This window comes from Erythrobacter sp. CCH5-A1 (genome assembly GCF_001557115.1).
In the GTDB taxonomy this organism is placed as follows: domain Bacteria; phylum Pseudomonadota; class Alphaproteobacteria; order Sphingomonadales; family Sphingomonadaceae; genus Erythrobacter.
The window spans coordinates 151,712-173,156 of sequence record NZ_LSKQ01000267.1; the positions used below are offsets into that span (position 1 = coordinate 151,712).

At 67.3% G+C, this 21,445-nt stretch carries 14 protein-coding genes, 1 tRNA gene and 1 pseudogene; 10 read left to right on the forward strand and 6 right to left on the reverse strand.

Features of this window, described 5'->3' with window-relative positions:
* Nucleotides 1–37 precede the first annotated feature (37 nt).
* Nucleotides 38–1,078 (reverse strand): lytic transglycosylase domain-containing protein, encoded by a 1,041-nt coding sequence (locus AX708_RS16890; RefSeq protein ID WP_066528467.1) that lies wholly within the window; start codon nt 1,076–1,078, stop codon nt 38–40.
* A gap of 232 nt (nt 1,079–1,310) precedes the next feature.
* On the opposite strand from AX708_RS16890, the gene AX708_RS16895 reads away from it, so the two are divergent.
* The 9 genes from AX708_RS16895 to AX708_RS16935 all read left to right on the forward strand — a co-directional run bounded on the left by AX708_RS16895 (nt 1,311) and on the right by AX708_RS16935 (nt 16,130).
* Nucleotides 1,311–1,400, forward strand: a tRNA-Ser gene (locus AX708_RS16895).
* A 192-nt stretch (nt 1,401–1,592) separates the two neighbouring features.
* Entirely contained in the window at nt 1,593–3,557 is a 1,965-nt protein-coding gene (locus AX708_RS16900) for a Tad domain-containing protein (RefSeq protein WP_082747244.1), read from the forward strand.
* Nucleotides 3,558–3,714: 157 nt separating this feature from the next.
* Nucleotides 3,715–4,896 carry an efflux RND transporter periplasmic adaptor subunit gene (locus AX708_RS16905; RefSeq protein ID WP_318254622.1) on the forward strand — a complete coding sequence of 394 codons (1,182 nt, stop codon included), beginning with the start codon at nt 3,715–3,717 and terminating at the stop codon, nt 4,894–4,896.
* A 10-nt stretch (nt 4,897–4,906) separates the two neighbouring features.
* Nucleotides 4,907–8,095, forward strand: a complete 3,189-nt coding sequence (locus tag AX708_RS16910) for a multidrug efflux RND transporter permease subunit (RefSeq protein WP_066528463.1) — start codon at nt 4,907–4,909, stop codon at nt 8,093–8,095.
* The gene (locus tag AX708_RS16915; protein WP_066528462.1) at nt 8,092–9,573 is read left to right on the forward strand and encodes an efflux transporter outer membrane subunit; all 1,482 of its coding nucleotides are present in this window, start codon (nt 8,092–8,094) and stop codon (nt 9,571–9,573) included. The genes AX708_RS16910 and AX708_RS16915 overlap by 4 nt, the downstream gene beginning before the upstream one ends.
* 158 nt (nt 9,574–9,731) lie before the next feature.
* Complete coding sequence (locus AX708_RS16920; RefSeq protein WP_067490489.1) at nt 9,732–12,617, forward strand: pitrilysin family protein; 2,886 nt, start codon at nt 9,732–9,734, stop codon at nt 12,615–12,617.
* A gap of 69 nt (nt 12,618–12,686) precedes the next feature.
* A complete protein-coding gene (locus AX708_RS16925; RefSeq protein ID WP_066528457.1) occupies nt 12,687–13,607 on the forward strand; it encodes an ABC transporter ATP-binding protein in 921 nt (306 codons plus the stop codon).
* The gene (locus AX708_RS16930; RefSeq protein WP_066528451.1) at nt 13,604–15,103 is read left to right on the forward strand and encodes an ABC transporter permease; all 1,500 of its coding nucleotides are present in this window, start codon (nt 13,604–13,606) and stop codon (nt 15,101–15,103) included. Before AX708_RS16925 ends, AX708_RS16930 begins: the two co-directional genes overlap by 4 nt.
* A gap of 139 nt (nt 15,104–15,242) precedes the next feature.
* A complete protein-coding gene (locus AX708_RS16935; protein WP_066528450.1) occupies nt 15,243–16,130 on the forward strand; it encodes an FkbM family methyltransferase in 888 nt (295 codons plus the stop codon).
* A gap of 54 nt (nt 16,131–16,184) precedes the next feature.
* Here AX708_RS16935 and lpdA read toward each other — a convergent pair whose 3' ends face one another.
* The 4 genes from lpdA to AX708_RS16955 form a co-directional block, all read right to left on the reverse strand.
* Entirely contained in the window at nt 16,185–17,594 is a 1,410-nt protein-coding gene (gene lpdA / locus AX708_RS16940) for a dihydrolipoyl dehydrogenase (RefSeq protein ID WP_066528446.1), read from the reverse strand.
* Nucleotides 17,595–17,765: 171 nt separating this feature from the next.
* A complete protein-coding gene (locus AX708_RS16945) occupies nt 17,766–18,149 on the reverse strand; it encodes an acyl-CoA thioesterase (protein WP_066528443.1) in 384 nt (127 codons plus the stop codon).
* Nucleotides 18,150–18,228: 79 nt separating this feature from the next.
* Nucleotides 18,229–18,570: an endonuclease domain-containing protein gene (locus AX708_RS16950; RefSeq protein ID WP_066528441.1), complete on the reverse strand. Its 342-nt coding sequence runs from the start codon at nt 18,568–18,570 to the stop codon at nt 18,229–18,231.
* Nucleotides 18,571–19,096: 526 nt separating this feature from the next.
* Nucleotides 19,097–20,515, reverse strand: coding sequence for a 2-oxo acid dehydrogenase subunit E2 (locus AX708_RS16955; protein ID WP_066528439.1), 1,419 nt, complete (start codon nt 20,513–20,515; stop codon nt 19,097–19,099).
* 147 nt (nt 20,516–20,662) lie between these two features.
* On the opposite strand from AX708_RS16955, the gene AX708_RS16960 reads away from it, so the two are divergent.
* On the forward strand, nt 20,663–21,115 hold the full coding sequence (locus AX708_RS16960) for a universal stress protein (protein WP_066528433.1): 453 nt from the start codon (nt 20,663–20,665) through the stop codon (nt 21,113–21,115).
* 7 nt (nt 21,116–21,122) lie between these two features.
* Here AX708_RS16960 and AX708_RS20975 read toward each other — a convergent pair.
* Nucleotides 21,123–21,445, reverse strand: a pseudogene (locus tag AX708_RS20975) (ribonuclease R); the annotation flags it as partial.

Below are 21,445 nucleotides of genomic sequence, written 5' to 3' on the forward strand. Positions count from 1 at the left end.
TCGGCCCCCTTGCCCCTTGGCGAGGCGGGCGCGCGCATCAGTTCACGATTTCGTCAGCCAGCAACCCGACGCTCAAGGCATAATAGCTCGAGCAGTTGTATTCGAGGATCGCGCGGTAGTTGCCGGTGAGCAGCCAGGCGCGGGTGCCGGGACCGTCGGGCTGGAAAAACGCGGTCATCACATTGTCGCCGAGCGGACGCAGCGGCTCGATCCCCGCCGCGCGCCATTCGGCGACCGTCATCCAGCGGCTGAGCCTTTCATGCACGCGAGGGCAGACGGGCGAAACGAGCCGGGTGCGATAGGCCGAGACGTCGAAGCCCTGCGGCACTGCGGCGGGCACGCCCCACGGTTCGCCCTGGCGCCATCCCGCATCGCGGAAATAGTTGGCGATCGAAGCGAAGGTGTCGGCCCGGTTGGTGAAGATGTCGGCGCGCCCGTCCCCGTCGCCGTCGGTCGCAAGGCGCAGGTAGACGCTGGGCAGGAACTGCGGATTGCCGAAGGCCCCGGCGTAGGAGCCGACCAGTTGTTCGCGCGCGAAGCCCTTCTCGGCGATCTTCATCAGCGCCACGAACTCGCCCGCGAAGAGCTCGCGGCGACGGCCCTCCCAGGCGAGGGTGGCGAGGCTGCGGGCAAGGTCGAAGTCGCCCTTGACGCGGCCATAGCTGGTCTCGTGCCCGAAGATCGCGAGGATGATCGGCGCAGGCACGCCATAGCGCGCCTCGATCGCGGCAAGCGTGCTCCGGTTCTGGGCATAGACCGCCCTCCCGCCGCCGATCCGCGCGGCATCGACATGGGTGCGGATATAGTCCGACATCGGCGGATAGCCGCGCGTGGTGGCGCTGCCGGGCTGGTTGTTGTCGAGCGCGATCACCCGCGGATTGGGGGTGAGCCCGGCGGTCATCCGGTCCAGCGTATCCTCGCGCACGCCCTCCGCGCGGGCGCGGGCCTTGAGCAGCTCAAGATAGGCGTCGAAGGGAATCCCGTCGGTGCTCGCCTGCGCGGTCGCCGGCGCCGAGGCGGGCGGCGCGGCAAGCGCGGCAAGGGCGAGCGCGGCGGCAGGAAGGAGGCGGGGAATCATGCGGCTAGGGATGTCATACCTTGGATGAATTCCCAACAACCGTATCGCCTTTCTCCCCCTTGGCGGACCGAAGAGTGATGACAACACCGCCGTTCGGCGCTAGCCGCTTGCGGCGTAGGACAGGTGGCCGAGTGGTTTAAGGCAGCGGTCTTGGAGTCGGAGGCGCGACAAGCGCCGGAGACGTCACCGCAGGTGACAATACCGCCGTTCGGCGCTAGCCGATTTCGGCATAGGACAGGTGGCCGAGTGGTTTAAGGCAGCGGTCTTGAAAACCGCCGTAGGTGCAAGCCTACCGTGGGTTCGAATCCCACCCTGTCCGCCAATATGCGGCGCGCGATGAAGTGGTATCGGGTGGCAGGTGGCCTGTCCGCACCATCGCTCTCCTCACCCCCCACCCCGGCGAACCACTTATCCGGCGCTTAGCTGCCAGCTTACCGCGCATCGCTAGGGCCAGCACCATTGGCTTTAAGGTCTGCGCGGTCTGCGCGCAGGGCCGGTGAGGGGCAGCGAACCCATGGTGCGAGACAACCCGGCCGCAGGGTCGTTCATGCAGCGGCTGCTGCGGGACACGGCGGCCAACACGCTGGCGCTCACGGCTGCGGCGATGTTGCCGCTCCTTGCTCTCGTCGGCGGCGGTATCGATGCCGGGCGCTATTATGCGGCTACGGCCCGGCTTCAGGCAGCGTGCGATTCGGGTGCTCTGGCTGCACGTCAGGCGATGCTGACCGATACCTTCACCGCCGCCCACCGCCAGACCGCGTTTGCCTTCTTCGACCAGAACTTCGAGGACGGCATGTTCGGCACCACAGGCCGGACACGCGAATATACGGCCAACAGCAGCGGGATCGTCTCGGGCACAGCCAGCGCGACCTTGCCGACATCGATCATGCAGGTGTTCGGCTTCACCAGTTTCTCGCTGCAGGTCTCGTGCAGTTCGGAAGTCAACATCGCCAACACCGATGTGATGTTCGTGCTCGACGTGACCGGCTCGATGGCGGATTGCCCCAATAATACAGCATGCGGGGGCGGCGCTGGCTCCAAGATCGTGGGGCTTCGATCGGCGGTGATGAGCTTCTATGATGCGGTGCAGGCCGCCAGCTCGCCTGCCGCGCAGCTGCGCTACGGGATCGTGCCCTATTCGCAGCAGGCCAATGTCGGCTTTTCGATCCCGCGCGAATACATGACGCAGAACCACAGCTACCAGTCGCGCGTGGCGCGGTTCAATGCAGCCCGATATCCCAACAACTCGGCCGGCGATGTGGTTGTCGTGTCGGACCAGACAGAGTGGTTGCCGCGCCTTGTAACGAACCTCAATTCGCCGACCACCGATCACTACCGCTACCGGACCGACGGGGCCGAAGGGACCACGGCGCGCAGCGTGTGCACCACCTATCCCGGCAGCTACACGGTGAGCGTGGACGGTGCGAACGAGACCTGGCAGGTCTTCGCGGCGACCGAATTCGTCCTCAACCAGTGGCCGGACAACGGGGACGCCAACAACCGTGCCGGTTGCCGCGCCCGGGTCCGCAAGACACGGCCGCTGACCGAAGCCGATGTGACCGCCAGCTTCCGCGACTGGGTCTACTGCCAGGTCACCACCGGGACGAGCGCGCCCTGCGGCATCACCAATCCGGCGCGTTCGCCCGCTGGCTGGGAAAGCGTGACCTTCGCCAGCATCTACACCAACAATTCGATCAATCTGCCGCTCGGCACCAACGGCGCCATGACCTCGGTCAGCTGGGGCGGCTGCGTCGAAGAGCCCAATACGGTGCAGACCGACGTCTACAACCCGATCCCCTCGGGCGCCTACGATCTCGACATCAATCTCGTGCCGGACACGGAGGCCGAACGCTGGCGGCCGGCGCTGATCGGCGCGACATGGCTGCGCTATGCCAATGGTGCCTGGACCCGCTCGGCAGTTGCCACCACCGATCCGGGCTTTCCGCGGCCCAATTTCGTCTGCCCTCCGGCGGCGCGCAAGCTTGCGCCGATCACGCGTTCGCAATTGCAGGCCTATGTCGACGGGCTGACGCCCCAGGGGCAGACCTATCACGACATCGGCATGATATGGGGCGCCCGCTTCCTCTCGCCGCGCGGCATGTTTGCTGCCGAAAACACCACGGCGCCCAACGGCGATCCGATTGCGCGCCATCTCGTGTTCATGACCGATGGTGCGCAGGTGAACGACATCTTCAACTATTCGAGCCACGGCATCGAAGGGTGGGACCGGCGCATAACCGGGAACGGCAGCGGCACCACGGAATTCAACCGTCGCGCCGCGCGCCTTCAGGCGATCTGCAACGCTGCCAAGCAGGAGAACATCACCGTGTGGGTGGTCGCCTTCGGGACCACGCTGACGCAGAACCTGATCGATTGCGCCTCCTCCGGTCGTGCCTTCCAGGCGAGTGACAGCGCGGCGCTCACCGCCCGCTTTCAGGAGATCGCCCAGAAGATCGCGGCGCTGCGGCTCACCTCCTGACCCGCTCCGGCCAGTGCCGGGTGCGGGACAGAGCGAGCGAAAAATGTGGCAGTTTGCTCCATATCGCATAGGCCTCTATTGTGTTGATTGCGTAACTACCGATACGCACAGGCCTTAAGACGACGAGCGAGAACCCGCCATTCTGTTTCCTCTCCCGGTGACATCGTTGCCCTTCGCCCGTCTGGCCCTGTCCGGACTGGGCGCCCTGTTGCTCGCCGGTTGCTCGGCCGACGCAGCCAAGGATTCGCGCCCGAAAGGTCCGCCCGAAGTCGGCTATGTCGTCGTCCAGACGTCCGACGTTCCGGTTGCGGTCGAGCTTGCCGGGCGGATCGCGGCTTTCGAGATGTCCGAGGTACGCCCGCAGGTCACCGGGCTGATCCGTCGTCGCCTCTTCACCGAGGGCGCAGTGGTGCGCGCGGGCCAGACCCTCTACGAGATCGACACCCGCCTCTACCGCGCGGCCAGCAACGAGGCCCGCGCGAACCTCGCCAGCGCGGTCGCCAGTGCCGAGGCGACGCGCATCCGGGCCGAACGGCTGAAGCCGCTGGCCGAGGCGCAGGCGGTGGCGATGCAGGACTATACCGACGCTGCCGCCGCCGCGCGGCAGGCGGCGGCCGCCGTGCAGCAGGCACGCGCGCGGTTGCAGACCGCCGACGTCAACCTGCAGTTCACCCGTGTGCCCGCTCCGATCAGCGGGCGCATCGGGCGATCGCTGTTCACTGTCGGCGCGCTGGTCACCGGCAACCAGGCCGAACCGCTGGCGGTGATCCAGGGGGTCGATCCGGTGTTCGTCGACATCCAGCAATCGAGCGCCGAACTGCTCGCGCTGCGCCGCGCGCTCGCGCAGGGCGGCGCGGTGCCGGGCAGCGCCTCGGTCGCCCTCGTGCTCGAGGACGGTAGCGAATACCCCCAGCGCGGCCAGGTGCAGTTTTCCGAAGTGATGGTCGATGCCGGGACCGGCACGGTGACATTGCGCGCGCGCTTCCCCAACCCGCAAGGCCTGCTGCTGCCCGGCATGTTCGTGCGCGCCCGCTTCGAGCAGGCGGTGGACAGGGGCGCGATCCTCGTCCCCCAGCCCGCCCTCACCCGCAACGCGCGGGGCGAGGCGAGCGTCTTCGTGGTCGATGCCGGGAACAAGGCGGCCGAGCGCAAGGTCACCGCCGCGCGCGCGCTCGGCAGCGACTGGGTGGTGACCGCGGGATTGAAGCCCGGCGACAAGGTTATCGTGCAGGGCCTCGCCAAGCTCAAGCCCGGTGCGCCGATCAAGCCGGTGCCTGCCGCCAAGCCGCAGGTGATCGCGGCCTCGAAGCCCGGGTCCGCGCCCGCCGGCAAGCCCTGAGGCGCGGGCGATGTCGCGCATCTTCATCGAACGGCCGATCTTTGCCTGGGTGCTGGCGATCATCACGATGCTGGCCGGGCTCGGTTCGATCTATCTCCTGCCGGTCGCGCAATATCCCGACGTCGCCCCGCCGCAGGTCAATATCCGCGCGACCTTCCCCGGCGCATCGGCCGAAACGCTCGAGAATTCGGTCACCCAGATCATCGAACAGCAGCTGACCGGGATCGACGGCCTGCTCTATTTCAGCTCCAGCTCCACCGCGCGCGGGCAAGTCAACATCAGCGCCACCTTCGCCAAGGGGACCGATCCCGACATCGCGCAGGTGCAGGTCCAGAACCAGGTCCAGCAGGCGCTCGCCCGGCTGCCGCAGCAGGTGCAGCAGCAGGGGTTGCGCGTCACCAAGTCGAACCCCGATTTCCTGATGATCGTCGGCATCTATGACGAGACCGACCGGTCGACCAATATCGACATCTCCGACTTCCTCGTCTCCAACCTCCAGGACGAACTCGCGCGGATCGAGGGCGTGGGCGAGACCAACGTGTTCGGTTCGCAATATGCGATGCGCGTGTGGCTCGATCCAAACAAGCTCGCCGCGGTCGGCCTGATGCCGGGTGACATCATCGCCGCGATCCGCAACCAGAACACCGAAATCGCCGCGGGCGAAGTCGGCGGCCTGCCGCAGCCCGAGACCAACCGCCTCAACGCCGTCGTCACCGCGCAGTCGCGGCTGCGCACCGTCGACGAATTCAAGGCGATCATCCTCAAGGCCGACCAGAGCGGCGCGGTGGTGCGGCTCGGCGATGTGGCGCGGGTCGAGCTTGGGGCGGAAAATTACGCTGCCTCCAGCCGCATCAACGGCCATCCCGGCGCGGGCCTTGCGATCAGCCTTGCGCCCGGTGCCGACGCCCTTGCCACCGCCGATCTGGTCAAGGCCGCGGTCGAGGAGGCCAAGGCCGGCTTCCCGCCGGGCTACAACGTCGCCTACGCCAACGACACGACCGCCTTCATCCGCCTCTCCATCGAGGAAGTGGTGCAGACCCTGATCGAGGCGATCCTGCTGGTGGTCCTCGTGATGTTCGTGTTCCTGCAAAGCTGGCGCGCGACGCTGATCCCGGCGATCGCGGTGCCGGTGGTGCTGCTGGGCACCTTCGCGGTATTCTACATGGCGGGCTTCACCATCAACACGCTGACCCTGTTCGGGCTGGTGCTCGCCATCGGCCTCCTCGTCGACGATGCGATCGTGGTGGTCGAGAATGTCGAGCGCCTGCTCGAGGAAAACCCCGAGATGACGCCCAAGGAAGCGACGATCCAGTCGATGGGCGAAATCCAGGTGGCGCTGGTGGCGATCGCGGTGGTGCTGTCGGCGGTGTTCCTGCCGATGGCGTTCTTCGGCGGATCAACGGGGGTGATCTACCGCCAGTTCTCGATCACGATCATTGCGGCGATGGTGCTTTCGGCGCTGGTGGCCCTGATCCTCAGCCCGGCGCTCACCGCCTCGCTGCTCAGGCAGAAGCGGCACGGCGAGGCCGCCGAGGCGGGAGGGCTGGAACGTCGCTGGCCGTGGGGCGCACGGCAGCTGGCACGGGCGCAAAGCGGGTTCAACCGCGCTTTCGCGCGCGGCACCGATCGTTACGTCGGTGCCGTGTCGCGGGTGGTGGACCGCAAGTGGCTGTTCCTTGCGATCTACGCGATTGTCGTGGTGCTGCTGGCGCTGATGTTCGTGCGCCTGCCGACCGGCTTTCTTCCGACCGAGGATCAGGGCGCGGCCCAGCTCCAGATCCGTCTGCCCGCCGGCGCCACGCAGGGCCGCACCCGCGAGGTGCAGCTGGCGGTCGAGAAATACATGCTCACCGACGAGGCCCGCAACATCGCGGTGATGTTCAGCGTGGCGGGCGGCGGACAGGGCGCTGCGGGGCAGAACACCGGCCAGGGCTTCGTCAACTTCGTCGACTGGTCCGAACGCACCGGGGCCGAAAACAGCGCCGGTGCGATCACTCAGCGTGCGACCAAGGCCTTCGGAGCGTTCCGTGATGCGCAGGTGAACGTGCTCGTCCCCCCGGCGATCCGCGGTCTGGGGCAGAGCAACGGCTTCACGCTCCAGCTGCAGAACACCAGCGGGATGACCCGCGAGGAATTCATCGCCGCGCGCGACAAGCTGCTCGAGGCAGCCTCGGGAGATCCGGTGCTGGCGGGCGTGCGGCTGAGCGAACTTCCCGATGCGCAGACCCTGAGGGTCGATATCGATCAGCAGCGCCTGGCCGCGCTCGGACTCAATCAGGCGGACGTCAACACCACGCTTTCGGCTGCGTGGGGCGGGCAATACGTCAACGACTTCATCGACCGCGGGCGGGTGAAGCGGGTCTTCGTGCAGGCCGATGCCCCCTACCGCGCGACGCCCGACGATATCGGGCAGTGGTTCGTGCGCGGCAACAACGGCCAGATGGCTCCTTTCAGTGCCTTTGCCGCCAGCCAGTGGTCGACCACGCCGACCACGCTCTCGCGCTTCCAGGGCTACCCGAGCTTCCAGTTCGACGGGCAGGCCGCGCCGGGCCGCAGTTCGGGCGAGGCGATGGATCGGATCGAGGCCTTGGCGAAGGAGATTCCCGGGGTCGGCGTCGCTTGGGCAGGCCTGTCGTTCCAGGAGCGCCTGTCCTCGGGTCAAGCCCCGCTGCTCTACGGGCTGTCGCTGCTGGTGGTGTTCCTGTGCCTTGCGGCGCTCTACGAAAGCTGGACGATCCCGGTGGCGGTGATGCTGGTGATCCCCCTGGGGCTGGTCGGCGCGGTTTTCGCGGTGACGCTGCGGGGGCTGGAGAACGACGTCTATCTCCAGATCGGTCTGCTGACCACGATGGGCCTTGCCGCCAAGAACGCGATCCTCGTGATCGAATTCGCCGAGCAGGCCGAGAAACGCGGGAGCCGGGTGATCGATGCCGCGCTCGAGGCTGCGCGGCTGCGCCTGCGCCCGATCCTGATGACCAGCCTCGCCTTCATCTTCGGCGTGCTGCCGCTGGCGCTGTCGAGCGGCGCGGGGGCGAACAGCCGCATCGCGATCGGCACCTCGGTGATCGGCGGGATGCTGACCGCGACGGTGCTAGCGATCTTCTTCATCCCGCTGTTCTTCGTGATCGTGCGCCGCACCACGCGCGATACGCTGAAGAAGCTGCACCTCGGCCCCAAGGCGCCGGAGAGCGCGGCATGATGCGGCGCGGGGTCCCTGCCTTCGCGCTAGCCGCGCTGACGCTGGCGCTGGTGCCGGGCTGCTCGATGGCGCCCAAATATGTCCAGCCCGACCTGCCGGTGCCCGTCTCGTGGCCGGTCGGCGATGCCTATCTCGCCGAGACCGAGGCCGCGCTGCCGGTGCTGAGCTACCGCGAAGTCTTCGCCGATCCCCGGCTCGTCCGGCTCATCGAACTGGCGCTTGCCAATAACCGCGATCTGCGGATCGCCGCCGCCAATATCGAGGCCGCGCGCGCACAATACCGGATCCAGAGCGCCGCCCAACTCCCGCGCATCGATGCCGCAGCGGGGCGCACCCAGTTCGATAACGGCACCGCCAACCAGAACCGCAATCAGGACATCGACATCGGCAACAACCCGTCGGCGAGTCCCTCTACCGCGGGGCGGCGCTACACCGCCGATCTCAGCACCACCGCCTTCGAGATCGATCTGTTCGGACGGCTGCGTTCGCTTTCCGATGCCTCGCTGAACCGCTTTTTCGGGACCGAGGCCGCCGCGCGCGCGACACGCCTGACGCTGATCGGCGACATTGCCGATGCCTGGCTGACCCACGCCGCCGATGCCTCGCTGCTCAAGCTGGCCGAGGACACCGCCGCCAACGCGCGCGAGCAGGTCAAGCTCACCCGGCTGCGGCTCGATGGCGGGATCGCCCCGCGCACGGACCTGCGTCAGGCCGAACAGGTGCTCGCCACCGCCGAGGCCGATATCGCCCGCCAGAAGACCGCGCTCGCGCAGGATGTGAACGCGCTGCAACTGCTGGTCGGCGCGCCGATCGATGTGGGCCTGCTGCCGCAGTCCTTGGGCGAGGCCGATGACGCCGTGCGCGCTCTGCCCGCGGGCGTCGACTCCGCGATCCTGCTGCGCCGCCCCGACGTGCTCCAGGCCGAGTACGAGCTGCGCGCCGCCAATGCCGATATCGGTGCGGCGCGCGCGGCGCTGTTCCCGCGGATCACGCTGACGGGGCTGGCGGGGCTTTCGAGCAATGTGCTCTCCAACCTCTTCACCGGCGCGGCGTTCAACTACAATGCCGGCGCCAACGTGCGATATTCGCTCTTCGCGGGCGGCGCGGCGCAAGCGGGTGTGGCCCAGACCGAAGCCCGGCGCGATGCTGCCGTGGCGGGTTACGAGCGCGCGATCCAGACCGCCTTCCGCGAAGTCGCCGACGCGCTCGCCCGGCGCGGCACGATCACCGAGCAGCTGCGCGCCGACCGCGCGCTCGTCGATGCGGCCGAGGACACCTTCAGCCTTGCCGACATGCGCTATCGTGGCGGGGTCGAGAGCTTTCTCGCCAGCCTCGATGCGCAACGCGCAGCCTATCAGGCACAGCGCACGCTGCTGGCGACCCGGCTCGTCGAGGCGAGCAACCGCGTCACCCTCTACCGCGCGCTCGGCGGAGAGACCGCTCAGCCCGCCACGACGAGCCCCGCGCCCGAGCGTTGACCGGGGAGCGGGCGCGCACACTCCGACAATGCCCGAATTGTCGCCAAACCGCTTGGGCAATCGACAAACGGTCGATGCGCACGATTGAAATGTCTCCGTTTCCCCGCCACCCTTCGCGCGTGCTGCAAGGCCAACGCAGCTGTTCACAGGGGAATTTCATGCACCGGGTCGTCCATCGCTCACTTCGCCGCGTTTCCGTTCTCGCGCTTGCCAGTGCCCTTTGCCTCACCGCAGCGCCTGCGGTGCTGGCGCAGGATACCGCAGCCGCGCCCGCTGCCGCACCGGCCGCCGCACAGGGCGGCGTGCCTGCCTGGAACATCCCCAGCGCCGATTTCCCCGCCGATCCCGCCGTCACCTTCGGCGTGCTTCCCAACGGCATGCGTTATGCCATCATGCGCAACGCCAACCCCAAGGGCGAAGCCGCCGTCCGCTTCTCGATCGCCGCGGGCGCGCGTGAGGAGACCGATGCCGAGAACGGCGCGGCGCACTTTGTCGAGCACATGGCCTTCAACGGATCGAAGAACATTCCCGAAGGCCAGCTGCTGCCGATGCTCGAGAAGCTCGGCCTTGCCTTCGGCGCGGACACAAACGCCTCGACCGGGCTCGATTACACCACCTACATGCTCTCGCTGCCGCGCACCGATGACGAGACGGTGGACACGGCCCTGAAGGTCATCCGCGACATGGCAGGCGAGCTCACGATTGCCCCTGCCGCGGTCGAACGCGAGCGCGGCATCATCCTTAGCGAAGCGCAGGTGCGCAACGATCCCGCTCGGCGGCGCATCGCCAACTATCTCCAGGCCGCCCTGCCCGGCTCGCGTGTCGGCGAGCGAGTGCGGGCCGACCCCGAACGGATCAAGGGCATCACGGCGCAGCAGCTGCGCGGTTTCTACGAGGGGTATTACCGCCCTGAGCGCGCTACGCTGGTGATCGTCGGCGATTTCGATGTCGCAGCGATGGAAGCGAAGATCAAGGCGACCTTCTCCGACTGGCGCGGCAAGGGCAAGGCGCGCGCGCCATACCAGAGCCCTATGCCTGCCGACGGCGCCGCTCCGGCGATCGCCAACTTCGTCGACCCCGCGATTCCCGAGATTGTCGAGCTGCAGCGCTTCTCGCCGTGGGCGCCAGCGGTCAATACGGCCGAGGCCGCGCGCGACGACATTCTGCGGGCCGTCGCCACCACCGCGCTCAGCAACCGGATCAACGCGCTGGCCCGGACTGCGGATTCGCCGCTGCTGGGCGCGCAGTCGGGGGACCAGAAGCTGTTCCGCACCGCCCGCTCCTTCGGCCTGCTGGCAGTCGCCAAGGACGGCAAGTGGGCCGAAACGCTGGCTCTGGCTGAACAGGAAGTCCGGCGCGCGGCGCAGTTCGGCTTCACCGATGGCGAAATCGCCGAGGCCAAGGCCAATATCGCAACCGCACTCGACAACGCGGTGAAGCAGGCGGCCGGCCGCCCCAGCAGCGGCTTGGCCGACGCGCTCGTGACGAGCAGCCTCGAAAACGCATTGTTTCTCTCGCCCGAGGTGGACCTTGCCTTCTACAAGGCGATCGAGCCGAGCATGACAGCCGAGGCGGTCAGCAACGCCTTCCGCGCGGGCTGGCAGAACGGGCCGACGCTGGTGCACGTGTCGACCAAGCAGCCGATCGAAGGCGGCAAGGACGCGATCGCCGCGGTGCTCGATCGCAGCACCGCCGTAGCCGTCACTGCGCCCGCCGCGGAGGCACAGGTCACGTTCGCCTACAGCGATTGGGGAACGCCCGGAAAGGTCGTCTCCGACACTACCATCGCCGATCTCGGCATCCGTACGGTGCGCTTTGCCAACGGGCTGCAGCTGAACCTCAAGCAGACGCAGTTCGAGCCCGGCAAGATCGCCTTCTCGCTGCGCGCCGGGAACGGCTTTGCGGGCTTCCCCGCGGACAAGCCGGGCCTGCGCGAATCGCTGCCGGTGCTCGCCAGCATCGATGGCCTGAAGGCCCATAATGTCGACGAGCTGCGCCGGGTGCTGGCCGGCAAGGCGGTCAGCGTCAGCCTCGGGGCCGAGGAAGATGCACTGCTCGCCAATGGCGAGACCACGCCGGCCGATCTCGAGCTGCAGCTCGATCTGCTCGGCGCCCGGCTGACGGCGACCGGATGGCGTCCGGAAACGGCGGCGCAATGGGCGGGGATCGCCCCGATCATCGCGCAGAACATCCGCGCCAATGCGGCGCAGGTGTTGCAGGTTTCGCTGGGCGGGGTTCTGGCCGGTAATGATGCGCGTCTGGGGATGACCGACATTGCCGGGTTCAGCTCGGTGACGATGGATGACCTGCGCAACGTGGTCGCCCCGCAGCTGGCCGAGGGGCCACTCGCGCTCGGGCTCGTCGGGGACTTCGATCCCGATGCGGCGATCAAGGCCGTTGGCGAGACGCTCGGCGCGCTGCCGCCGCGGGCCGCGCGCAGCGAAACGGTGACAAATGCCGCGCCGGTCAATTTCGTCGCCGACCGCTCGATCAGGACGCTCACCCATGCCGGGCCGGCGGATCAGGGCGCGATCACGCTGAGCTGGGCGACCACCGACGGCCGCGATCTCAAGAGCGATCTGACCCGCGACGTGCTCGCCGCGGTGATGGGCCTGCGCCTTACCGAAAAGCTGCGCGAGGAACTGGGCGCAACCTATTCGCCCCAGGCCTTCAGCTATGCGCCGCTCGCCTACAAGGGCTTCGGCCATATCACCGCCTTCATGACCGTGCCGCCCGAGACGATGGACAGCACGGCGGCGGCGGTCCGCGCCATCGCGGCCGAACTTGCCGCCGCGCCGGTGAGCACCGACCTCTTCGACCGCGCCCGCAACCCGATCACCGCCGGGCTGGAGCGCAGCGAGACGCAGAACAGCGGATGGCTGTCGCTTGTCGCCGAGGCGCAGAGCGATCCCGCGCTGCTCGAACGGCGGCGCAAGCGGCGCGCGGTTCTTGCAGCGATCACCCCGGCAGATGTGCAAGCCGCGGCGAAGCGCTACCTCGCTGCGCAGCCGGTCGAAATTCGGGTGGTGCCCGAGAAGAAGTGATGACCGGACGGGGCGTCGCCATCCGGTACGCCCCCTCCCCCCGCCATGCCAATCGCAAGGGTCCGCGCCTTGAATCCCATTCTGGAAATTCGCCATCTGGTGAAGCGTTTCGACCAGTTGCTTGCGGTCGATGATCTGTCCTTTTCAGTCGAGGCGGGGGAGATCTTCGGCTTCCTCGGCGGCAACGGTGCCGGCAAGACCACGACCTTGCGCATGGTGCTCGACATCCTGCGCCCGACCTCCGGCGACATCGCGCTATTCGGCGAAGCGCCCAGCCGCCGGGTGGCCAGCCGGATCGGCTTCCTCCCCGAAGAACGCGGGCTCTATTCGGGGATGAGCGCGATCGAGACGATCGTCTATTTCGGGCGGCTCAAGGGGCTGGACGAGGGACTTGCCCGGCGGCGCGGACTCGATCTGCTCGAACGTTTCGAACTGGCCGAACGTGCCAAGAGCAAGATCGGCGACATGTCCAAGGGCATGGCGCAGAAGGTGCAGCTGGCGACCGCGCTGGTGAACGAGCCAGATCTGCTGATGCTCGACGAGCCGTTCTCGGGCCTCGATCCGGTCAACCAGGGCCTGCTCGAAGAGGAAATCCTGAGCGCCTCGCGCCGGGGAGCGGCGGTGATCTTCTCGACCCATGTGATGCAGCATGCCGAGCGCCTGTGCGACCGGCTGCTGCTGCTGCGCAAGGGCCGCAAGCGCTTCGAAGGCACGATCGACGAGGCGCGCGCGCAGCTGCCCGCGCGGCTGAGCGCGGTCGCCAAGGCTGACCTGTCGGGCCTTCCGGGGGTATCTGGGGCGACCAGCACGCCCTCGGCCGACCCCGAATGGCGCGAATGGTCGATGCAATTCGCCCCGGGCTTCGATCCGGCCGAGGTGCTCGAACACTGCACCGCCAACGGAATTGCCCTGCGCCGCTGGGACCATCATCAGGCCAGCCTCCACGACGTGTTCGTCCAGCTGGTGGGCCCCGAGGAGATCAAGCCATGATGCTCGCCAACGTACTCCTCGTCGCCAGGCGCGAGATGCTCCAGATCTTGAAGCTGCGCAGCTTCTGGCTGACGCTGCTGATCCTCCCCGTCGCCCTCGCGCTCGGCCCGCTGCTGGGCGAGACGCTGGAGAACCGCGATCCGACCCGCGTGACGATCGTCGACCGGTCGGGCGGCGCGCGGGCCGCAACGATCGAGGCGCAGTTCGCCTTCGACGAGAAGCGGCGCCTGATGAGCCTGCTGTCGCGCTATGTGCGGCGCCACGACCTGCAGAGCGCGGACCCCGCTGCGCCATGGGCGAAGGAAAGCTACTGGTACGGCCCCGCCGAGGTTGCGGCCTTCGACGCTGCCGGCGGCCTCAAGGCGGCGCTGGCCAGGATCGCCCGCGTGCGCCCGGGAGGCGTGCCGGACTTCGAGGCTCCCAAACCCGATTACACTTTCATCGCGCCCCCGCGCGCCCTCGCCGATGCGCCCGAGGCATCCTTCGAACAGACCGCCCGGCCGATGCTTGCCAAGGGCAAGTCCGGCACTGCGCCCGAGATCATCGTGCTGATCCCTCAGGCCTACCCGTCCGATACCCGGATCATCATTTTCTCCTCTGATGACGTTCGGACATCCTTCGTGAGCAAGCTGCAGGAGGTGCTGACCTCCGGCCTGCGCATGGACCTGCTGGCGCAATCGGGCGTGACGGGGGAGCGTGCTGTGCTGGTCCAGACCATCGCGCCCGCCATCGCCATCGACACCCCTCCCCCCGGCGGCGGGGCGAGTGAGCGGATGCTGGTGCGCTCGATCGTGCCCCTCGCGCTCGCCTACATCCTGATGATGAGCCTGATGCTGTCGGGCAGCTGGATGTTGCAGGGTTCGGTCGAGGAACGCTCGAACAAGCTGATCGAAAGCCTGCTCGCCTGCATCAGCCCGGAAGAGCTGATGTATGGCAAGCTTCTGGGCGGCCTTGCCGTGGGATTGATGATGATCACGGTGTGGGCCGGATGCGCCGGGGTGGCCGCCTTCGCCACCCAAGGTACGATCGCGGACTTCATCCGGCCCGCGCTCGAACCGGTGTCCTCGCCCGGCATCATTGCGGCGATCCTGTTCTTCTTCATTGCCGGCTACATCGCCATTTCGGCGATCTTCGTGGCGATCGGATCGATGGCGGATTCGATGAGCGAGGCGCAGGGCTTCATGATGCCGGTGCTGCTGCTGATCCTGCTGCCGATCACCTTCCTGCTTCAGGCAATCATCGCCGGTAACACCGGGCCGATCGTCCAGATCCTCACATGGGTCCCGCTGTGGACCCCCTTTGCGGTGCTCGCACGGCTCGGACAGGGCATTGCCACATGGGAGCTGATCGGCACCGGCGCGCTGCTGGTCGTGTCGATCACCATCGAGCTCGTCATGATCGCGCGGCTGTTCCGGGCGAGCCTGCTGGCGACGGGGCAGCGGCCGACACTCGCCAAGGTTCTGCAACGGATGCGGGGAACGGGGGCCTCTGTCTGACCACGGCAAGTGGCGGACGGGGAAGAGGAATGTCGGAAATCAGCGATTGACGGGTGATAGTGCGACTGCCACCCGTGCGCGGCAAGTGGTTGGCGGCCATCCGGGGACCGCTTGAGACGGGAATGGAGCGAGGGGTCGGGTGAGCCTGCGTCGACAGCTGAAGTCCATCGTGCCTGCGCCGCTCGATCTTGCGCAAAGGAGCGTGCGTTCGGCTGTCCACCGACTCGGGCTGTGGCGTGGTCTGCTCGCCGAATGTCGCGGGGCGACCCCGGCCGACCAGGCGGTGCTGATGCGTTCGCTGCGGGCCGGTCTGCCTGGGCTGTTCACCGAGCCCGGGGCCTGGCGCGAGCCGAAGCTTGTTTCGGACGCGACGCTCGTGGTGGAGGAGGGCTTCACCTTCTTCATCCTCGCCAACACCGATGATTGCGGCCACATCCGCCAGACCACGCACCGCCCCCTGCTCGACGCCGTAGCACCCTATCTGCCGGCCGGCGGCACGGCAATCGATGCGGGCGCCAACATCGGCATCTTCACCGCCAACTTCGCGCGCATGGCGGGGCCCGAGGGACGCGTCGTCGCCGTCGAGATGATGCCCGCCACCGCGCGCTCCCTGCGGCAGACCATCGCGCTCAACGGCCTTGCCAATGTCGCGCTGGTCGAGAACGCGCTGAGCGATGCGGCGGGGCAGACCATCGATGTCGCCATGCCCGATGACAGCCACTTCGGTCAGGCCTCGATCATCCGCCACAATGCCGCCGGACATGGCGTTTCGGTCAGCGTCACGACCACCACGCTCGACGACATCACCGCCGGGATGGAGCGGGTCCATGTCATGAAGATGGACCTCGAGGGCGCCGAGGCGGTGGCCCTGAGGGGCGCCGCGCGGACCCTGAGCATCACCGATGCGATCCTCTTCGAAACCGCGCGGGGTGAGGACGGCATCGAAGCGGTGCTGGAGGCGAACGGCTTTCGCATCCGCCCCATAGACGGGCTCAACAAGCTCGCCTTCCGCCCAGGCCGACCCTAGCCACGGGCGCAACGCCCGGCAGCGCAAGCGAACGGTGCCGGGCAGCCTTACCCCTCAGAAGTGCAGCGCCCGCCCGTAGGCGTCGAGCACGCTTTCATGCATCATCTCGGACAGGGTCGGGTGCGGGAAGATGGTCTGCATCAGTTCCGCCTCGGTGGTCTCGAGCACCTTGCCGACGGTGTAGCCCTGGATCAGCTCGGTCACTTCCGCGCCGACCATGTGCGCACCCAGCAGCTCGCCTGTCTTGGCGTCGAACACGGTCTTCACGAAGCCCTCGACCTCGCCCAAAGCGATGGCCTTGCCGTTGCCGATGAAGGGGAAGCTGCCGACGCGGACCTCGTAGCCCGCCTCCTTCGCCTTGGCCTCGGTCATCCCGACGCTCGCGATCTGCGGGTGGCAGTAGGTGCAGCCGGGGATCGCAGAGCGGTTCAGGGGGTGCGGGTGGACGTCGGTGTTGCCCAGCTCCTGCGCAATCGCCTCGGCGGCGGTGACGCCTTCGTGGCTCGCCTTGTGCGCCAGCCATGGCCCCGGAGTGCAGTCGCCGATCGCCCACAGGCCCTTCGACTTCGTTCGGCCATAGGGATCGATCTGGATGAAGCCGCGGTCCATCTCGACTAGCCCGTCGAGCCCGATGCCTTCGGTGTTGGGCACGATGCCGATGGCGACGATCACATGGGTGAAGTCGCTGGTGGCGCTCGCCCCCGCCTTGTCCTTGATGGTGGCGGTGATGCCCTTGTCGGTGACCTTGATCGCTTCGACCCCGGCGCCGGTCATGATGGTGATGCCCTGCTTCTTGAGGCTCTTCTCGAGGAAGGTCGAGACATCGGCGTCCTCCACCGGCACGATCCGGTCGAGCATCTCCACCACCGTCACTTCGCTGCCGAGGTCGTTGTAGAAGCTGGCAAATTCGATGCCGATCGCGCCCGATCCGATCACCAGCAGCTTGGCCGGAAGCTCGCCGGGGGTCATGGCGTGGCGATAGGTCCACACGCGCTTGCCATCCGCGGGTGCGAAGGGCAGGTCGCGGGCGCGCGCGCCGGTGGCGACGATCACGTGCTTGGCAGTGAGCTGCTCCTCGCCCTTCTCGCCCTTCACGGTGAGGCTGGTCGGGCCAGTCAGCGTGCCGGTTCCCATGTGCACCGTGATCTTGTTCTTCTTCATCAGATGCGTAACGCCCTGATTGAGCTGTTTCGCCACCCCGCGGCTGCGCTTGACGATGGCGGCGAGGTCCGCCTCGATCCCCTGCGCGACGAGGCCATAGTCGCCCGCGTGCTGCATGTAGTGGAAGATCTCGGCCGAGCGCAGCATCGCCTTGGTCGGGATGCAGCCCCAGTTCAAACAGATGCCGCCGAGGCTTTCGCGTTCGACGATGGCGGTCTTGAGCCCGAGCTGCGCGCAGCGGATCGCCGCGACATAGCCGCCGGGGCCGGAACCGAGCACGATCACGTCATAGGAGGCCGACATTCAGATGATCCCTTCCGAAGCTGAATGATGAGACACATGAGACACTGTACAAGGGCAGAAAACCTGCCCCGACGCAGCTGTCCTGCAAAACGTTGTGCGAGACACGCGAAGAGAGGCTGTGGCGGATCATGTCGGGCATGATGTCAGAGCCGATACGTGTAGGAAAATGTTTCATGCCGCCGTGCCGCTTTGCGCAATCGCCCGCGGGCGGCCGTCCTTGCCGATCAGGACGAACTTGAAGGTTCCGCGCGCGACGGTCTGGGTCGCCTCGCCGTTACGCTCGCGCGCGACGGCCTCGGCGGCGATGGTGAGCGAGGTGGTGCCGGTGGCGAGGAGGTCGCAATAGACGCTGAGCTCGTCGCCCACCGCCATCGCGCCCGGAAAGGCAAAGTCGGTCGCCGAGACGACCACGGCCTTGCCCTGCCCCACGCGGCTCGCGAGGCTGCCCGCGCCCAATGCCATCTGCGCCATCAGCCACCCGCCGAACACCCCGCCATAGGGGTTGGTGTCGGCGGGCATGGCGGTCACGCGGATGAGGGGAGAGCGGGTGGTCATGTCCCCTCTCCTTCCCACCGCTGCGCGGCGGGCCCCTTCCTCTCCCGCAGGGGGAGAGGAGATTGAGAGTGATCGCGCGTCAAAGCCCCTCTCCCCTTGTGGGAGAGGGGTTGGGGAGAGGGGGCTGCGCTGCGTCGAGAATGACGCGCGCTACACCCTCGGGGTTCTCGAGAATATCGTTGTTCCAGAACCGCAAAACGCGAAACCCCTGAGCCTTCAACCACTCATCCCGAACCGCATCGCCCGCACTTTCGGCGTGTTGCGAGCCGTCAGCCTCGACAATCAGCCGCGACCTGAAGCATACGAAATCGACGATGTAGTCGCCCAGCTGCTCCTGGCGCTTGAATTTCAGCTCGCCAAGGCGTCCGGCCCTCAGCACCGACCACAGCTTGGCTTCGGCTTCGGTCGGTTCGCGCCGCATCTTCTTGGCCAGAGGCAAGAGGTTGCGCGTGCCCCCTCTCCTTCCCACCGCTGCGCGGCGGGCCCCTTCCTCTCCCGCGAGGGGAGAGGAGGATTGCGCGGCGGTCTCGAATATTTGGGGGGAGCGGTCAGTCATTTGCCGGGGACCGTCCCATCCTCGCGCACAACACCAACCACACTATCGCCGTAGCAATGCCGGACGCCGCGCCAATAAGTCCAACAGTAAATATTTGTTCAAAAATGAATATAAGCGCGATTGCTCCGACGATACCCGACGTGATCAAGACAACGGCCGTTCGGCTTTCACGACGGCTTAGTATCCGCTTTGAAAGGTGGTAAGCCGGTAGGATGACCATGAAGCTACCCATTAGCGTGAATGGTAGGACGAAAAGAACAGTATAGTAGGCAAGACCGAGCGGATTGTCCCATTTCCAACCATCAAAGATGGAAAGAACAACTGCGATCAGGATCGCCGCTGTTGGAGCAGTGACTGCTGATACCAGAAGGCTATTTGGCCGCATTCGCAATCACACCACCAGCCCCATCGGATTCTCGACGAGGTTCTTGAGCGCCTCCATCAGCTGCGCGCCGTCCGCGCCGTCGATGGCGCGGTGGTCGAAACTGCCGCTCGCGTGGAGCACCGTCGCGACCTCGATCGCGCCGTTCACCACATAGGGCGCCTGCTGCCCTGCGCCGACCGCGAGGATCATGCCCTGCGGCGGGTTGATCACCGCGTCGAACTGCTTGATCCCGTACATGCCGAGGTTGGAGAGGCTCGCGGTTCCGCCCTGGTATTCGTGCGGCATCAGCTTGCCGTCGCGCGCCTTGCCCGCGAGCGCCTTCATCTCGGTCGAGATCGCGGCGAGGCCCTTGGTGTCGGCGCTGGTGATGACCGGGGTGATCAGGCCCGAGGGCGCGGCCACCGCCACCGAGATGTCGGCGCGGCTGTAACGCCGCAGCGTGTCGCCGTGGTAGCTGACATTGCACTGCGGCACACGGATCAGCGCGCGGGCGAGCGCCTTGATGAGGAGGTCGTTCACCGACAGCTTCACGCCATCGGGCTCGAGCGATTTGTTCAGCTCCGCGCGCAGCTTCAGCAGCGGATCCAGGCGGATGTCGATGGTGAGGTAGAAGTGCGGGACGGTCTGCTTGCTCTCGGTGAGGCGGCGGGCGATGACCTTGCGCACGCCCGAAAGCTTTTCTTCCGCGAAGGGCGCGCCACCCTCGACTGCGGGAGCCGGTGCAGGGGTCGCCGCAGGGGCCGGCGCGCTCGCGGCGGGGGCCGGAGCCGGAGCGGCAGCAGGCGCAGCGGCAGCGCTCGGCGTGAAGTTCTCGACGTCCTCCTTGACGATCCGCCCATTGGGGCCGGTGCCCTTGACCTGCGCGAGATCGATCCCCTTGTCCGCCGCGATCCGCTTGGCGAGCGGCGAGGCGATGACGCGGTTGCCCGAGGCGGCAGGAGCAGCAGCAGCGGGCGCTGCGGAGGGTGCCGGTGCGGCAGGCGGAGGGGTTCCGCCGCCCTTGGCAATCGCGGCCTCGACATCCTCCTTGGTGATCTTGCCCTTGGGGCCGGTGCCGGTGATGCCCGCAAGATCGATCCCGGCCTGCCCGGCCATCTTCCGCGCGGTCGGCGTGGCGGCGGGGCCATCGGCGGCGGGGGCTTCCTCGGCCGGCGCAGGTGCAGCCGCAGGCGCCGCTGCCTCGCCCTCGACCGCAAGCCGCGCGATCACCGCGCCGACCTTCACGCCTTCGGTCCCCGCCTCGATCAGGATCTCGGCAATCACGCCCTCGTCGACCGCCTCGAACTCCATCGTCGCCTTGTCGGTCTCGATCTCGGCCATCACGTCACCCGAGGAGACCGTGTCCCCCACCTTCACCAGCCACTTGGCAAGCGTGCCCTCTTCCATGGTGGGCGACAAAGCCGGCATCTTGATGTCGAGGGCCATGATCAGCTGTAACTCCCGTGTACGATCCTGCGGGTTTCTCTGGCCAATTCCCTAGCGTCGGGCAAGGCCCAGAATGGCAGTTGGCCGCTGCCCCTTGCCAATCCATACGAATGCATTGATACCCCGGGGCCTAACGGGGCCGAGACGATGCGCACATTTCTGGTCATCATCGACGAGAGCGAGGAGGCGACCGCCGCGCTGCGCTATGCCGCGAGGCGGGCCGTGGCGGTCGGCGGCGCGGTGCACCTGCTCGCACTGGTGCCGCAGCAGAACTTCTCCGCCTTCGGTGCGGTGCAGGCGACGATCGAGGCCGAGGCGCGCGACCGGGCGGAGATGCTGGCGCACGGGGTGGCGGGCAGTCTGCTGGCGGAGAGCGGGATCATGCCCACGATCTCGGTCAAGATCGGCCAGGGCCAGAAGATCGTCAGCGAATTCCTTGCCGAGCATGCCGAGGTCGCCGCCCTGGTGCTGGGCGCGGCCAAGGGCGCCGCGCCGGGGCCGCTGGTGACGCATTTCTCGGCCGCGGCAGGCTCGCTCCCCTGCCCGCTCTACGTCATCCCCGCCGATTACGACGAGACCAAGAGCGACCACGTTCCCTGACGGGGCGCTACTTCTTGCGACCCTGATGGCGGATATTGCCCGGCCGCCCGCGCTTGCCGACCATGAACTTGCCGGCTGTCTTGGGGCCGCTGCCCGGTGAGCGACGTCGTTCCTGGGGGCGATTGCCGCGCGGCTCGATTTTCCCGGTGTCGGCATCGGGGAGGACGAACTTCAAGGATCCGGTCAGCGGATTGGCCTCGGCGAGCTTGAGCTTCAGCCGGTCGCCGGTGGCATAGGTCGTGCCGCTGTCGGTGCCGACCAACGCCTTGGCCGCCTCGTCATGGCGGAAATACTCGCCGCCGAGGGTGGAGACCGGCAGGAGACCATCCC